The organism is Pseudoalteromonas sp. UBA6610, assembly GCF_002433295.1.
In the GTDB taxonomy this organism is placed as follows: domain Bacteria; phylum Pseudomonadota; class Gammaproteobacteria; order Enterobacterales; family Alteromonadaceae; genus Pseudoalteromonas; species Pseudoalteromonas atlantica.
The window spans coordinates 12,445-27,909 of the sequence record NZ_DJHW01000021.1; the positions used below are offsets into that span (position 1 = coordinate 12,445).

A 15,465-nucleotide genomic window follows, 5' to 3' on the forward strand; every position below is an offset into this window, starting at 1 on the left:
CATCCCTGTAAGAATAAGTAAAAACCGAGCAAAGCTTCCGCGTCCTGCTCACGCCCCTTACCTACATCCATGTAGGCAACAAAGAGTTTATCGTCCCTAGAAAGAACCCGAAGGGCAGCGCATGTTTGGCATTTATGCTGCGTTATCGCCTATTTATGTGGAATAACCACACTTCATAGGCTCTGCCTTGCCTAAAAACCAAACACGCTGCTGCAAATTCAACCATCAAAGAACAACACGCCCTGGGTGCTTTTTAGTTATTTATGCTTTGGCAGTTAGTATTGCTCTAAGTGGAGCAGGGTAACCTTCAATGGTTTTACTGGTATCGTTTGGGTCTAAAAAATCAACTAACGATTCGTTTTCCATCCAGTCGGTCCTGCGTTGCTCATCAAGCGTGGTAATTGCGCAATCTTTTATTTGCACATCTTTAAAGCCAACGCGCTCCATCCACAGTTTTAGTGCAGCAGTACTTGGAATAAACCAAACGTTGCGCATTTTTGCGTAGCGGTCGGTAGGTACCAGTACGGTGTTTTTATCGCCTTCAATTACTAATGTTTCTAGTACGAGTTCGCCACCTGGGCGAAGCTGCGCTTTTAACTGCGCTAAAAAATCGATAGGCGAGCGGCGGTGATACAGCACCCCCATAGAAAACACCGTATCAAACGCTTTAAGCTCGGGTAGTGCTTCTACACCTAATGGTAATAAATGCACGTTTTCGTCTGGGTTGTAATGTTTAATGGCCTGAAATTGACACAAAAATAAATCAGAAGGGTCAATACCCACTACAAATTCAGCGCCTTCACCGCGCATACGCCATAAGTGATAGCCAGAGCCACAGCCTATATCTAATACTGTGCGGCCTTTTAATGACTCAATATGGGGAAGCAGGCGGTCCCACTTCCAATCGCTGCGCCACTCTGTGTTTATTTCAATACCGTGTACAGTAAAGGGGCCTTTGCGCCATGGCATCATGCGTTTTAATAAATGCGTGGCTTGTTTTTGCTCGCCTTCGCTCATCTCCCCCGGTGCGCCAATTTCTACTTTAGTGGCAATATCAACGTGGGTTGTTTTTACTTCTGGCAGATTTTTAAGTACTTTTTGCCATTTTGGTAAATCGCCATGGCTTGCCTCGTTTTGCCAATGCTTTAATTGAGCGGGCAGGGTTTCTAGCCAGTGGCTAAGCGGGCTTTGTGCAATTGCTGCGTAAAATTGGTTAAACCATTGAGACATAAGTCACTCTCTTTATTTAATTGCTACCATTGAGCAAAAATTAAAACATTGATACCACACCTGCGTTTGGCTAAAACCAATGTCGCTTAAACGATTAAAGTGAGTGCTTAGCGTATCGGGGCGCATCACGTTTTCAATGGCAGTACGTTTTTGGCTTATTTCAAGCTCTGAGTAGCCATTGTGGCGTTTAAAGTCGTGGTGCAAATCAATTAATAAATTATCGCACTGCTCGTTTTCGGCTTTAATTTTTTCGCTAAGGAGCAGGACGCCACCGGGTTTTAAGTTAGCGTAAATTTTTTCAAGCACGGCTTGGCGCTGTAAAGGCGGAATAAATTGCAAGGTAAAATTCATGGCCACTACCGACGCATTTTGAATCTCAAGCTCGTTAATATCGCCTAAAGTTACTGTCACAGGCACGTCTGACTTAAAGCCTTGTAAATGTATCTTACAACGCTCAACCATAGCTTGTGAGTTATCTACAGCAATAATGTGGCAGTTATCGGTGCGAATATTACGGCGCATACTTAGGGTAACCGCACCAAGCGAGCAGCCTAAATCGTAAAGGTTTGAATTACTTTGCGCATATTCACCGGCCAATTTACCCATAGTGCTTACAATGGTGGCGTACCCAGGCACAGAGCGCTGGATCATATCCGGAAAAACCTCAACCACATTTTGGTCGAAGCTAAAATCTTTTACTTGTTGCTCAGAGGCGTAAATACTGTCTTTTATACTCACTAAGGCAGTCTCTTTAAAAAATAATGGCACTATTTTAACATTTTATACTGGATAGTCAGTGATAAATTCAGTAGCTTGGCTAGAATTATGAATAATAAGTATAAAAGAGAACGTTAAATGAGCAAAAGTAAGGTAATTAGCACAGACGATATATTAGCAACCCTATGTCATTCAGTGACGGGGGTTCTGTCATCAGCCAGCGGGAATGAAATTAGCTACTCGGCTATGGTGCAAAAAATAACGCGCACCTGTATGCGTCCAGACATTGGCTGTTTTGTATTATTTGATGGTGGCTTTACAGGGCTAGTAGTCACTAATTTTACAGCGCAAGCGGCAATGGAAATTTACGGCGATTACATGCGCAATATGGGCATGCCTGAAGAAGAAATTGCCCACAGTCATTTATCAGATGACGTTTCAAATGTAATGGGCGAGCTGATGAACCAGATTGTTGGTGACTTCACTTCTAAAGTGCGTGAGCAGTTACATACCTCTATTACGCAAAACCAGCCAAAAATGATGGCGATTAATAAACAAGTGCAAATATCGGTTGATACCACTATGGATCGCCCACAAGCACGCCGCGTAACCTTTACTACGCGCAACCAAAATATTTTTTACCTAGAGCTGGCAATGGATAAAACAGAGTTTATTAAACTACATGACTTTGACATTGTAGAAGCGATAGACCCTGATGACATTATCGAAAACGAAGCTAAGCAAAAGGCCGAAAAAGCAAAAGCTAAGTCAAAAGAAGCAGAACAAGATGATGCCGATGATGACTTTATGGCTGAGCTAGGGCTGTAATGTAGGTTGGGTTAAGCGAAGCGAAACCCAACGTGCTTTTGAGCTGTCAGTTTTAAGCTATCAGTGGTCAGTAGAAAAGTTACCAAAGAGAACGCGATTTTATATCGCGTTTTTTTATTGAGAACTTTGATTACGAGTTAGGTTGTATTTATTTTTCGCTGACCGCTGACCGCTGACCGCTGACCGCTGACCGCTGACCGCTGACCGTTCATGAATAAGGATTCTCTCCCATCGCCACCACCACACAAAAAATCCGTAAATCTAACTCTAACTGATGGTATTGGGGCTCTATGTGGCAGCACAGTTTATAAAAGCTTTTGTTGTGATCTTTTTCTTTAAAGTGGGCGAGTTCGTGTACGACTAGCGCTTTTAACAGTGGCTCAGGTGCGCGCAGTAAATCGCTGTTTATGGCTAAATCGTGCTTACGGGTTTTACCTTGCATGCGGTAGGTGTGGGTACCGAGTGCATTGGTAACCATATCACCTTGTTTTTTAAATGCAGCGCGTCCAAACGGTGGGGCGTTTTTTAAATACTGCTTTTTTAAATCAGTGGCGTAGCTGTAAAGTAGTTTGTCGGTGGTGATGGTGTGCGCGTGTGGGTACTTTTTAAGTAAGTAGTCACATACCTTGTTGTTATTTATAAGGCTTAATACTTGCTCAACAATGTTAGCTGGGTAGCCGGTAAAGTAACGTGCGTATTCACTCATTTTTGTTCTCTATTTAAAAAAGCGTTGGCTGGTGGGCTTCTTTTTCGCCGCTGAATGGATTTAATACTGGGTGATTATACCCTAGGTCTTCACAAAACTGCCTAGCAAGGAGTGGAGATTCACGGTTATCAGCAGTATGAAAAAACACATACGGGGATTTACCTTCATCAAGCCATTGTTTTACTTTATTGAGCCACGGTTTATAAAAGGGTTTATAGTCGTTTTGTAAATCGGCTATTACAAAGCGTGCCATCGGCTGCGAGCCAGTAGCTATTGCATGTACCGGTAAGTGGGGCTTTTTTTGTTGTGCATCTATTAAAGCCTCGGTGGTGGGCTTTACTGCAAAAAGCGCACGGGTATCCATAGAAATACGGTTTATATTATTTGCCATTAATAGCTGATTAAGGGCAATTTCGGCCTCACCTTTTTTAAAAAAATCACTATGGCGTACTTCTACGCCGTAATTTAGCTCTTTGGGGAGCAAGCTAATAAATTGCGTTAATTTAGGTAAATCGTTTGGACCAAACGCTTTGGGTAATTGCAGCATTATTTGCCCTGTTTTTTCAAGTATTGGGGCAAATAACGTAAGCCAGTCATTAAGTTCTGTTTGAACATGACTAAGCGCAAGCTCGTGGCTAAAGCGACGATTAAACTTAAACGTAAATTTAAAGTCCTCGGGTACGCTTTGAGCCCAGCGTAAAACAGTGCTTGGCGCTGGGTCTGCGTAAAAGCTGGTATTGCCTTCAACTGAGTTAAAATGCTGGGCATATTGGCTTAGCATATCGGCATTTTTACATTGGCGGGTAAATAAGTTGCCTTTCCAGGCGCTGCTCGACCACTGAGGGCATCCAATATATAACATAAAAAGGGTGGCTTAATGACTTCGTGGCGTAAGTGTACCAAATACATACGGTGCTTGCTGCAAATTCAACCACCAACGTTCAACACGCCCTAGCATCTTGATACTACTTGGGTATAATGCAGGGCTTAATTTGATTATTTTTAGATTGCTAGCGGCTTTATTTGTATTGTGGTGACCAGTTTTTTAAATCACACGCCTTAAAACAAATAAATATAACCGTTTAAGCCTTTTATCTGACAGGAAAACTATGCGCTCTATATATTGCGGACAGCTAAATAAAACTCACGTAGATCAAGAAGTTGAACTATGTGGCTGGATCAACAAACGACGTGACCTTGGTGGACTTATCTTTGTCGATTTACGCGATAGAGAAGGGTTAGTACAAGTTGTATTCGATCCAGAGGTTGAAGGATTAATGGATAACGCTAACAAACTTCGCCAAGAGTTTTGTGTGCAGTTAAAAGGGGTTGTACGTGCGCGCCCAGAAAGCCAAGTAAATAAAGACATGGCAACAGGCGAAGTGGAAATTTTAGGTACTGAGCTAACTATTATTAATCGCTCTGAGCCGCTACCGCTTGATTTTAATCAAACCAATTCTGAAGAGCGCCGCTTAAAGTACCGCTACTTAGATTTACGCCGCCTTGAAATGAGCGACCGTATTAAACTGCGCGCTAAAGCAAGCAGCTTTGTTCGTCGCTTTTTAGATGACAATGGCTTTTTAGACATTGAAACACCTGTACTTACAAAAGCAACACCAGAAGGTGCACGCGATTACTTAGTACCGAGTCGTGTTCATAAAGGTAGCTTTTACGCATTACCACAGTCGCCACAGTTGTTTAAGCAATTGTTGATGATGTCGGGTTTTGACCGTTACTACCAAATTGTTAAATGTTTTCGTGATGAAGATTTACGTGCCGATCGTCAACCTGAATTTACCCAAATAGATTTAGAAACCTCGTTCATGAGCTCTGATCAAGTACGTGGTATGACTGAAAAAATGATCCGTGAAATGTGGCAATCATTACTAAACGTTGATTTAGGCGATTTCCCAATTATGCCTTACAGCGAGGCAATGAGCCTTTACGGTTCTGATAAGCCAGACTTACGTAACCCAATGAAGCTTGTTGATGTAGCTGATTTAGTAAAAGACGTAGAGTTTAACGTATTTTCAGGCCCAGCTAACGACGAAAAAGGCCGCGTTGCTGTATTAACAGTACCGGGTGGCGCTAAGCTTTCGCGTAAGCAACTTGACGATTACACTAAGTTTATTGGCATTTACGGCGCTAAAGGTATGGCGTGGATGAAAGTAAACGACCGTGATGCAGGCGCTGAAGGCGTTCAATCTCCAGTGGCTAAGTTTTTAAGCGAAGAGGTAATTACCCAGTTACTTGAGCGTACTAACGCACAAACGGGCGACATTATTTTATTTGGTGCCGATAAACGCAACGTTGTAAACGAAGCAATGGGCGCGCTTCGCTTGAAGATTGGTGTTGATTTAGAAATCACTAACCTTGATAGCTGGGCGCCACTTTGGGTTGTTGACTTCCCAATGTTTGAAGAAGATGACGAAGGCACGTTACATGCTGTGCATCATCCATTCACAGCACCAAAAGATATTAGCGCAGAAGAGCTTGAAGCAAACCCTGCCGCGGCTATTTCAGATGCTTACGACATGGTATTAAACGGCTACGAAGTAGGTGGCGGTTCGGTACGTATTCATAATGCTGATATGCAAGAAGCAGCATTTAGAATTTTAGGGATTGATGCGCAAGAGCAACAAGACAAGTTTGGCTTCTTACTTGATGCCCTTAAATACGGCACACCACCACATGCTGGTTTAGCCTTTGGTCTTGACCGTTTAGTTATGCTTTTATGTGGTACCGATAACATTCGTGACGTTATTGCATTCCCTAAAACCACTCAAGCATCGTGCTTATTAACCGATGCACCTAGCAAAGCTAATAGCGACTCGTTAACTGAGCTTGCAATCAGTGTGGTAGAAAAAGCAATTCCTAGCGAAGAGTAATACCGCGCGCAACAAATGCGCTTAGCTAGATTTAAAAACCCTTAGGAGTATGCCTAGGGGTTTTTTTATGGTTAAATTTAAACCAGTTCATACCAATCGTGTTAAGTTATTAGTCTATTTAGCACGCTAGAATAGTTAAATATTTAAGTCGATTGGTATCAAATATTATTCAATAGAGAGGGAGTTCTTATGTCGTTTAATCTCACATTATTTGGTGAATTTTTAGCTTTTTTTATTTTGTTTTGCATTCCAATTTTTGCGCTGATTAGCTATAAAATAGGTAAACGCAAAAGCACCATGCCGGGCGTTTTAGCTTTTGTGGGCGGATGCTTAGCGGTATTTCCACTCTTTGGCTTAATTTTTATCGCCTTATTAGCGCTTAAACAAGACTTGCCAAAAACAAGCCCTTATGCCCATTAAACAACCCTAAATACGGACACGTAGTCACAGTGCCAATTTCTAATAATAGCTATTATTGCGATCAGCAATTTAGTGCCTTACAGCTAGCAAAACACACACTCGAAAACACAGAATTTGAAGCGTGTACGTTTATAGATTGCGACTTATCTCAGGGGCAATTTAAAACGTGTCGATTTATAGAGTGCAGCTTTGAGCATTGCAATTTATCGAGCATTGAATGGGGATACAGCTCGCTTGAAAGTGTAAGCTTTAGCCATTGTAAGTTAAACAGCGTGCAATGGAGCAATGCTGATTGGGGAGCGCTAAGTATTGATGCGCCGGTGAGCTTTAATAGCTGTGAGCTTAGTAACTGCTCTTTTTATGAATTAACTTTAAAATCACTAAAATTAATACACTGCTTTGCAAAAAATGTTGATTTTAGACATGCCAATTTAAAGCAAAGTACATTTACAGGAAGTAATTTTCGCGATAGTGAGTTTTTTCAAACCACTTTAACTGAGTGTGACTTTGTAGGGGCTACAGAATTTAATATAGATTTAAACAGTAATACGTTAGCGGGGGCTAAGTTTGAGCGCTTTGAAGCCCTTAATTTACTGACAAGCCTTAACATTGAGCTTTGCGATTAATATGTGAGGAGCGTTTAGAAGCTGCATATTGCAAGCCTCTAAACAATGAATAACCTTTAATAAGATTAAACAGTGGCCTGTAGCTTGGTATTAACAGCTAGGGCCATTTTTATTACGTGCGTTTGCCAATGTGCGGGCAATTTCAAGCAGTGCAGGGGTGATGTCATCAGCGCCGTCTTTGATTAATTTGGTTACATCACCTGATGAATATAAGCTATCGCGCGGCGACTTAATACCAAGTTCGCGGACAAAGTCTTTTGTTTTACCTGTGCTGCCTGTTTCAATAAATTTAAAAATAATACGCTCGTTGTTACTTTTTGGCTCGGCCTGTAACACGGCAATTTCTTCTTTATAGGCTTCTATTCGACTTTGCAAAATGTCGATACGTTGTTCAATAGTGCTGTATGATTTCATGGGGTACTTTTCTAAATTAACTAAAAATAATACCCGTATTATCGCATACATTAGCAATGGCGCGCGCTAACCTTTATAGTAAAAGTTATTTTTATTTAAAAACAATAATTTATATAAATACAACATGCATAAAACAATAAAAAAGTTACTAACATTAAGTGCATTTAGCCTAAGCGCGAGTTTAATATCACCATTAAGCTTTGCTGATGATGTAATAGTGGATCAAAGCCGCAATCGCACCATCCCTATAAATATCACATACCCCAATGAGAGTAATCAATGCAGCGTACACGCAAAGTGCCCTGTAGCATTTGTAAATGCAGGCTACGGCATTAGCCACAATGACTACACGTTTGCGAGTAAGCTATTTAATGCACAGGGTTATTTAAGCATTGCAGTCGCGCATGAGCTTAAAACCGACCCTGCACTTAATCGTATACAGCCTTATTTAACCACCCGCATGGAAAACTGGCACCGTGGTGTGGTAACGCTTAAGTTTTTAGTTAATCAGCTAAGTGCTCAATACCCTGAGTATAACTTTTCTCAGCTCACGTTATTTGGCCACTCTAACGGCGGCGATATATCCGCTTTATATGCTTCAATTTACCCAAATGAAGTAAGCCAACTAATTACCCTCGATCACCGACGCATGTTGATCCCACGTAATAAAAACATACGCGTGCTTACACTGCGTGGTAGCGATTATCCAGCCGATGCGAATGTTTTATTAAATGAAACAGAGCTAAAAAGCTTCCCTGTAAGCCAAGTATTGATTGAAAAATCGCGCCATAACGATATGTACGACGGCGGGCCAAAATGGCTGGTGGATAGAATGAGTAAAGAAATGACCGTATTTATAAGTAGTAATCAGCTAAACTTCTTGGACTAAAAGATGGAATTATATGAGCAAGTAGGTCGGGAATTTGTTAATGGTAATTATACTTGTGATTTAAATAAATTAACTTGGACACAAGCTTTTACATTTATATTAAGAGAATACCACGACTTAGATATTCAAAAAGATAAAGTCCATCTTCTATGGACAGAAAACGGCGGTCACTTAAGGCGTAAACTTTCAAATGATAAACTTTTACTGAATGTATTAAAGTTAACTCTGCCAACCTACAGTGGAAATGGATTGGTTTTGTATCGAGGTGAATGTCATTTTTTATACCAACAAAATAAAATAGGTTTTTGTTGGACTCCTCTTCAAAGTGTTGCAGAAGCTTTTGCCAGTGGTCTAAATGCTATTGAGTCAGGTGGCGTCCTTTTAAAAGCTTATGCCCCAACGCCTGCGATTTTATCCGCTCCAAATAAGCATAGCTCTGACCAAATGGGGGAGTTTGAGTATACTTGTGATCCTAACTTGTTAGAGAATATTAAGACCGTTCAATTTTTTAAAAAAATTGAATCTTAGTTATTGCTTTTCGTAAATAGCGCAGCCACAGCTGCGCTATTTTTGTTTTAGTTACTCAACTAATTCACTTACTACAATTGGGCTGTCATGCAGGGTTTTATGCACTGGGCATTTGTCGGCTATTTCTAGCAGACGCTGGCGCTGTGCTTCGGTTAAGTCGCCGCGTAGGGTAATTTTACGGGTAATGGCCTCTAGGTTTTGGGTACATTCGCCGTTGTCGCAATCTTTGTAATAGTCGCGGGTGTGTTCAAGCTCTACTTTTATATGATCAAGCGGCAGCTTTTTTAAGGTTGCATACATACGCAGTGTCATTGAGGTACACGCGCCTAGGCCTGCGAGTATATGGTCGTAAGGATCGGGGCCTAAATTACTGCCACCTACTTTTAATGGCTCATCGGCAAGCCATGTATGATCTTTAGTACTTACGTGCTGAGTAAATATATGATCTTTTTCTTCAACCAGTACTTTGCCGTTTTCTAATTTTGCGCTGTAGTTGCTTTGCTCATATTTAACGTAGCGGTTTGCCCAATTAGCAATAAGCGTAGCAGCGTACTCGGCATCGTTTTTATTACTCAGTAAGTGGTCGGCGTTATCGAGGCTAATAAAGCTTTTTGGGTGTTTGGCTGATGCGTAAATTTTCTCGGCTTCTGAAATATTAACCGTGGCATCAACAGGGGAATGCATAACTAAAAGTGCGCGTTTTAATTTACCTATATGGCTACGGTCGTACTTTGCGATGTCCTCTACAAATTGTTTTTTTATGGTAAATTCGCGCCCAGCTAAGCTAACTTTAGCTTCACCTGCGGCGTTTATTTCGTCTAAATGGGCTTCAAAGTTATGTGCAACGTGTTGCGCATCTGAAGGAGCGCCAATTGTTGTAATAGCCGATACCTCAGGAATATGCTCTGCAGCAGCCAGTACGGCAGCGCCGCCTAAGCTGTGGCCAATTAATAACTGCGGCGCATCAAAGTAAGTACGCAGGTGATCGGCTGCGGCCACTAAATCTTGAATATTTGATGAGAAGTTACTGTTTGCAAAGTCGCCGTCGCTATTGCCAAGGCCGGTAAAGTCAAAGCGCAGTACGGCAATACCCTGTTGGGTAAGGGCGCGGCTTATGCGCGTAGCGGCAGCAATATCTTTACCACAGGTAAAGCAGTGTGCAAATAAAGCATAAAACTTTACATCGCCGGCTGGGCGTTCAAGCTGGCCTGCAAGTTCTAAATCGCCGCTTTTAAAAGATACTTTTTGTCGCATAGAAGAGCCTTAGTGTTTCATTAAAATACGTTACAATAATAGATAAGATATAAGCACTAACTAGTGTAATTTCAATGTTTATTATGCTTTGATCTTGATCAAGTAAACTGCTTACTATTTCATCGTGAGGACATTTGTCCTTATGTTTTTTGGGTGGTTTGTCTATCCTCGCACAGCGCTATAATGAAGGTTTTGCTACTTTATATTGGCTAATTAGCTATATTTTAAAGCAGCTCACTTCTAACAACCTATTCACTGGAACGTACAATGCAATTACCTACTGTTGATTATAAAGCTCCCGATGCGGCTGCTCACTTTGTTGAATCGTTAAGAAACACCGGTTTTGGTGTATTAAAAAATCACCCAATCCCGCAATCTTTAGTTGAGTCTATTTACGAAAAATGGCAAGACTTTTTTAATTCAGAGCAAAAGCACGACTTTTTATTTTCTAAAGAAACGCAAGACGGTTATTTCCCGCCTTCTGTATCTGAGGTAGCTAAAGGCTTTACAGTAAAAGACATTAAAGAGTACTTTCATGTTTACCCTAAAGGTCGCGTGCCTGCAGAGCTTGAAGCCGACGTACGTGAGTACTACCGCTTAGCTAACGAATTTGCAGCAACGCTTTTAAGCTGGGTTCAAGCAGAGGCACCAGCCGATGTACGTGCTAAGTTTTCTATCGATTTAAAAGACATGATTGCTGATTCTGAGCAAACATTGTTACGCATTTTACATTACCCGCCAATGACAGGTGATGAAGAGCCTGGTGCAATTCGCGCTGCAGCACATGGTGACATTAACTTATTAACTGTATTACCTGCATCGAACGAGCCAGGCCTGCAAGTTCAAAAAACTGATGGCGGTTGGTTAGATGTGCCATGTGACTTTGGTAGCTTAATTATTAATATTGGTGACATGTTACAAGAAGCGTCGGGCGGGTACTTCCCATCGACTATTCACCGTGTAATTAACCCAACGGGTAAAGCGTCGACTAAGTCGCGTATTTCTTTACCGCTGTTTTTACACCCACGTCCTGATGTAGTGCTTTCTGAGCGTTACACGGCAGACAGCTACCTACAAGAGCGTTTACGCGAGCTAGGTGTTAAATAACGTTATATTTATTGAGTTAAATATAAACCAAAAGCGGCTTTTAGCCGCTTTTGTTGTTTTTAAGCAAGGTTATACCAATCCGCAATAATGTTGAATCATTTTTAGGGGCTAAACGTGTCGCTATCTGCGTTAAAAAATTCTCATTTATGACTATATGGATGCAGAAGGTAGAGCAATGCAGGAGCAATTGCCGAGAACAACTAAATAACGAATTTATTGTCTAGCTATCAACACGTTTATCTATTCTCAAAATAGATCACTTAATTAAGCGGGTTGGTATTAATTTTTTGGGTAAGTTTGTTTCATTATTAAAACCGACTCAGCAATTATTTACTCAAGTATAGCTAAATCGATATTTTCCAATTTTGTCACGTACAAACAGCTTTTACCTAGGCTATGTTTACCAAGCTTATTTAATAATGCCGCTATTTTGGGGTGATCAAAGCCAGGCATAATATAAATAGAAAGCTTAGTTTTGCGTGGTGAAAACCCTGTGATTGGCCATTCACCTGTGCGGCCGGAGTCGTACTTATAGCTGTATTGGTCAAACCCTATAATATCTTTACCCCATACAACAGGCTTTGCCCCGGTGACTTTTTCAAACAGGGTTAGTAAGGTTTGTGTGTCTTCAATACGCTTTGAATCTATACTTTCTAGGCATTGCTTAAGTGGTATTTGGTTTGCTTTAGTTTTTAATGTCATAGCGTTGATTTGTATTGTTATTAGCTACTCTAAGGTTAGCACTTAATTTGCTAAGTGAATATTTCCATGCATTTCTAAGTTAGTTGCGTATAATGCGCCCTTGGCCGGTTTGGCCTTTTTTTTATTGAGAGATTTTATGAGTTTTGATGGTTTAGGTTTATCACAGTCTTTAGTTAACGCGGTTTTAGAAAAGGGCTATGAAACGCCAACGCCTATTCAGGCTCAAGCAATTCCTGCAATTATTGAACGTCGCGATGTGATGGCGGCTGCACAAACAGGCACAGGTAAAACTGCCGGTTTTACGTTACCGCTAATTGAGCTGTTATCTAAAGGCAGTAAAGCAAAAAGTAACCACGTACGTGCCCTTATTTTAGCGCCTACGCGTGAGCTGGCTTTGCAGGTAAGCGAAAACGTTGAAGAATACGCTAAGCACTCTGATGTAAGTTCGTTTGTAGTGTACGGCGGCGTAAAAATAAACCCACAAATGCAGCGCCTTCGTAAAGGGGTTGATATTTTAGTGGCCACGCCTGGGCGTTTAATCGATTTACATAATCAAAACGCTGTTAAGTTTGATAATGTTGAAGTGCTGGTACTTGATGAAGCGGACCGCATGCTTGATATGGGCTTTATTCACGACATTAAACGCCTGATTGCTAAAATGCCGCCTAAACGCCAAAACTTAATGTTTTCGGCAACGTTTTCAGATGATATACGAGCATTGGCAAAAGGGTTAATTAACGACCCTGTTGAAATATCAGTTGCGGCAAAGAACACCACTGCTAAAAGCGTAACGCAAAGCGTTTACGCTGTTGATAAATCGCGTAAAACCGCATTACTTAGCCATTTAATTCGTAGCAACGATTGGCAACAAGTATTAGTGTTTAGCCGTACCAAGCACGGTGCAAACCGTTTAGTTAAACAGCTTGAGCGCGACGACATAGTAGGCGCCGCTATTCATGGTAATAAATCACAAGGCGCTCGTGTTAAAGCATTAGATGGTTTTAAAAGCGGTGAAGTACGCGTACTTGTAGCGACTGATATTGTGGCACGTGGCCTTGATATTGTTGAGCTTCCGCATGTGGTTAACTACGACTTACCAAACGTATACGAAGATTACGTTCACCGTATTGGCCGTACAGGCCGTGCTGGTGCATCAGGGCATGCTATTTCGTTTGTAACAGCCGATGATGCCGCTGATTTATACGGTATTGAACGTTTTATAGGTGAGCTAATCCCTCGCGCTGAAGAGCCTGGATTTGAACCAACTAGCCCAGTGCCTGAGCGCGCATTAGATGCTCGTCCAATTAAACCTAAAAAGCCTAAAAAAGCAAAACAGCCGTTTAACAAACCTAAGTCTGATAAGCCGAACAGCAAAAAACCAAACAATGGGGGAAGCGGTACCGGCCCACGTCGTGGTGGCTCTAAAAAACCAGCAGCCAAAACCGATGACAACGCACAAAGCCCATGGGCAAAGCGTCAATCGGTAGGTGGTAATGGCCAGCGCCGTCGTCGCCCAAATAACGATTAATCATTATTAAAGATTGTATTGGCCTTTAATTAAACGCCAATACAAAAAACGCGCTACCTTTTTAATAGAAGTAGCGCGTTTTTTATTATCTGTAATTTATACTTACCTGATCAACGAATTAACGCCTAATCCTACAAACAAGGTAACGCTAACGCTTAGTAAGGTGCCTAGCATAACGTACTCGGTGAGCTTTTTATCTTTACTGGCACTTAAATCGCCAAACCTAAATACCGACTTGGCAGCTAGCAAAAAGCCAAGCCCAGCAAATTGATCAAGTAATATAAAGCTCAGCATAAGTACTCGCTCTATCATGCCAATGCTTTGTCCGGCCAATGGTAAGCTGCCCTCACTTGAAAAGTTAGCGGTGAGCCTTTCAAGCATCATTCTTATAAATACGGCACTTGGGCTTAATATAATTAAATATCCGCATACAACCCAAAGTACTTTAGGGTTTATGGCAAGTGCGCTTACGTACGCGATTAAACTTTGGTTATCAGTTATATAAATACACAGCGCTATTATTACGGCTATATGCGCGATTTGGTCGAGTAAAAAGGGCACAACCCCTTTGTTAGAATACGACTTAGCAATATCTATTAGGTAGTGGCTAAGCATAATTGCAGCTGTTGAAAGTAACACGGTGCTTAGTTGTTGCCAGCCATAGCTATATTCCCAAAGCGCTAAAATAACGGCGCTAACCACACCGTGTACTAATACATGCAGGTAGAGCTTTTTAGCTTTAAAGTGGTGGGTGTTTCTATCGTTTACCCAGCTCATTGGTTGTAAAAAAAAGTCACTGACTAGGTGGCCTATAATTAATGCCGCTAATAATAACGAAAACCCCATTACTCACTTCCTTTTGCAATCGTTGTTATGACCTGTTTAGCGTGTACTATAAATCGCTCTATTAGCTGATAATTTGCTAAGTTAAGCAATTTAGTGACATTTTCGCGACTGGTGTTAAGCTCTTTTGCCAGTGCTGCATGGCTGTTATCGGCCTGGGTTAAATACACGTAAAGCGCATTGGCTTGTTTTTGCGTTATTTTGCTAAGCAAGGTATCAACAAAGGCAAGGTTAAGACTAAAGCCTTCATCTAGGGTGTGCTTTGCTATCTGTAAGGTAAAGCGCTGATTGGCTATTTTATCAAGGCCTTGCCCTGAGAGCACAAAGGCCGAGCCGGTGGCTGTTTTTATATCGCTGCGTGGGTTGTCTACCTCACCTAAGGCCATACTTTGGCGTAGCTCGTAACCTGCCGACTTTAAATGCAAATAAATGATAATAGCGGTTTTAATTAACTGCTCGCTTTGATTTATTTGCAACTGAAAAGCATCACCTCGGTATATGGTCCACAGTGAGGTATTATTACTAATTGCACGCAAACTTTGCTCTAGCTGATAAAGCATGGCATCGTATTGCTGCTTAGGTATTTTTTGCGATTTAATTATATCGCCGCTGATCACACCAATCATAAAAATCCAAAAAGTAACTTAATGCAGTTACATAGAATCAGGTAACCAAATTTGGTTACATTTAATTAAGTAACCAATTTAGGTTACTTAAAACAAAATTGCAAGGTTCACTCGTTAATGGCGTTTTATTTCAGCTGCGCTGAGCTGTGAGCACTTAAG

17 protein-coding genes are annotated in these 15,465 nt (G+C 41.3%); 8 read left to right on the forward strand and 9 right to left on the reverse strand.

What is annotated here, in order from left to right; translation table 11 throughout:
- Positions 1 to 261: 261 nt before the first annotated feature.
- Positions 262 to 1,230 carry a tRNA 5-methoxyuridine(34)/uridine 5-oxyacetic acid(34) synthase CmoB gene (gene cmoB / locus B4F91_RS02810; RefSeq protein WP_288635362.1) on the reverse strand — a complete coding sequence of 323 codons (969 nt, stop codon included), beginning with the start codon at positions 1,228 to 1,230 and terminating at the stop codon, positions 262 to 264.
- 12 nt (positions 1,231 to 1,242) lie between these two features.
- Entirely contained in the window at positions 1,243 to 1,968 is a 726-nt protein-coding gene (gene cmoA, locus B4F91_RS02815; RefSeq protein ID WP_288635364.1) for a carboxy-S-adenosyl-L-methionine synthase CmoA, read from the reverse strand.
- 117 nt (positions 1,969 to 2,085) lie between these two features.
- Between cmoA and B4F91_RS02820 the strand changes: the two genes are divergently transcribed.
- On the forward strand, positions 2,086 to 2,775 hold the full coding sequence (locus B4F91_RS02820) for a DUF3334 family protein (RefSeq protein ID WP_004588943.1): 690 nt from the start codon (positions 2,086 to 2,088) through the stop codon (positions 2,773 to 2,775).
- Positions 2,776 to 2,983: 208 nt separating this feature from the next.
- Here B4F91_RS02820 and B4F91_RS02825 read toward each other — a convergent pair whose 3' ends face one another.
- Positions 2,984 to 3,481 (reverse strand): M48 family metallopeptidase, encoded by a 498-nt coding sequence (locus B4F91_RS02825; protein WP_054983976.1) that lies wholly within the window; start codon positions 3,479 to 3,481, stop codon positions 2,984 to 2,986.
- 13 nt (positions 3,482 to 3,494) lie between these two features.
- Positions 3,495 to 4,343 (reverse strand): DUF72 domain-containing protein, encoded by an 849-nt coding sequence (locus B4F91_RS02830; protein WP_288635365.1) that lies wholly within the window; start codon positions 4,341 to 4,343, stop codon positions 3,495 to 3,497.
- Between the two features lie 247 nt (positions 4,344 to 4,590).
- Here B4F91_RS02830 and aspS point away from each other — a divergent pair, with 247 nt between their 5' ends.
- From aspS to B4F91_RS02845, 3 genes are all read left to right on the forward strand, one after another.
- Positions 4,591 to 6,369: an aspartate--tRNA ligase gene (gene aspS, locus B4F91_RS02835; RefSeq protein WP_288635366.1), complete on the forward strand. Its 1,779-nt coding sequence runs from the start codon at positions 4,591 to 4,593 to the stop codon at positions 6,367 to 6,369.
- 189 nt (positions 6,370 to 6,558) lie between these two features.
- Entirely contained in the window at positions 6,559 to 6,789 is a 231-nt protein-coding gene (locus B4F91_RS02840) for a hypothetical protein (protein ID WP_024033669.1), read from the forward strand.
- A gap of 29 nt (positions 6,790 to 6,818) precedes the next feature.
- Complete coding sequence (locus B4F91_RS02845; RefSeq protein ID WP_286938706.1) at positions 6,819 to 7,415, forward strand: pentapeptide repeat-containing protein; 597 nt, start codon at positions 6,819 to 6,821, stop codon at positions 7,413 to 7,415.
- 90 nt (positions 7,416 to 7,505) lie between these two features.
- Here the strand turns inward: B4F91_RS02845 and B4F91_RS02850 are convergent, their stop codons facing one another.
- Positions 7,506 to 7,829, reverse strand: a complete 324-nt coding sequence (locus B4F91_RS02850) for a hypothetical protein (protein ID WP_004588950.1) — start codon at positions 7,827 to 7,829, stop codon at positions 7,506 to 7,508.
- Between the two features lie 124 nt (positions 7,830 to 7,953).
- Here B4F91_RS02850 and B4F91_RS02855 point away from each other — a divergent pair, with 124 nt between their 5' ends.
- Both B4F91_RS02855 and B4F91_RS02860 read left to right on the forward strand, forming a co-directional pair.
- Positions 7,954 to 8,718, forward strand: a complete 765-nt coding sequence (locus tag B4F91_RS02855) for an alpha/beta hydrolase (protein WP_286938708.1) — start codon at positions 7,954 to 7,956, stop codon at positions 8,716 to 8,718.
- A 3-nt stretch (positions 8,719 to 8,721) separates the two neighbouring features.
- Positions 8,722 to 9,246 carry a hypothetical protein gene (locus B4F91_RS02860; protein ID WP_138579449.1) on the forward strand — a complete coding sequence of 175 codons (525 nt, stop codon included), beginning with the start codon at positions 8,722 to 8,724 and terminating at the stop codon, positions 9,244 to 9,246.
- Positions 9,247 to 9,297: 51 nt separating this feature from the next.
- On the opposite strand, the gene B4F91_RS02865 is transcribed toward B4F91_RS02860, so the two are convergent.
- On the reverse strand, positions 9,298 to 10,500 hold the full coding sequence (locus B4F91_RS02865; protein WP_286938709.1) for a bifunctional alpha/beta hydrolase/OsmC family protein: 1,203 nt from the start codon (positions 10,498 to 10,500) through the stop codon (positions 9,298 to 9,300).
- Positions 10,501 to 10,767: 267 nt separating this feature from the next.
- Between B4F91_RS02865 and B4F91_RS02870 the strand changes: the two genes are divergently transcribed.
- The gene (locus B4F91_RS02870) at positions 10,768 to 11,607 is read left to right on the forward strand and encodes an isopenicillin N synthase family dioxygenase (protein ID WP_004589526.1); all 840 of its coding nucleotides are present in this window, start codon (positions 10,768 to 10,770) and stop codon (positions 11,605 to 11,607) included.
- Positions 11,608 to 11,937: 330 nt separating this feature from the next.
- On the opposite strand, the gene B4F91_RS02875 is transcribed toward B4F91_RS02870, so the two are convergent.
- Positions 11,938 to 12,309 (reverse strand): DUF1801 domain-containing protein, encoded by a 372-nt coding sequence (locus tag B4F91_RS02875; RefSeq protein ID WP_286938714.1) that lies wholly within the window; start codon positions 12,307 to 12,309, stop codon positions 11,938 to 11,940.
- Positions 12,310 to 12,445: 136 nt separating this feature from the next.
- Here B4F91_RS02875 and B4F91_RS02880 point away from each other — a divergent pair, with 136 nt between their 5' ends.
- Positions 12,446 to 13,837 carry a DEAD/DEAH box helicase gene (locus B4F91_RS02880; RefSeq protein ID WP_004589525.1) on the forward strand — a complete coding sequence of 464 codons (1,392 nt, stop codon included), beginning with the start codon at positions 12,446 to 12,448 and terminating at the stop codon, positions 13,835 to 13,837.
- A gap of 102 nt (positions 13,838 to 13,939) precedes the next feature.
- Here the strand turns inward: B4F91_RS02880 and B4F91_RS02885 are convergent, their stop codons facing one another.
- Both B4F91_RS02885 and B4F91_RS02890 read right to left on the reverse strand, forming a co-directional pair.
- Positions 13,940 to 14,683: a DUF3307 domain-containing protein gene (locus B4F91_RS02885; protein WP_273604053.1), complete on the reverse strand. Its 744-nt coding sequence runs from the start codon at positions 14,681 to 14,683 to the stop codon at positions 13,940 to 13,942.
- A complete protein-coding gene (locus tag B4F91_RS02890) occupies positions 14,683 to 15,306 on the reverse strand; it encodes a hypothetical protein (protein WP_064386445.1) in 624 nt (207 codons plus the stop codon). The genes B4F91_RS02885 and B4F91_RS02890 overlap by 1 nt, the downstream gene beginning before the upstream one ends.
- Positions 15,307 to 15,465 lie beyond the last annotated feature (159 nt).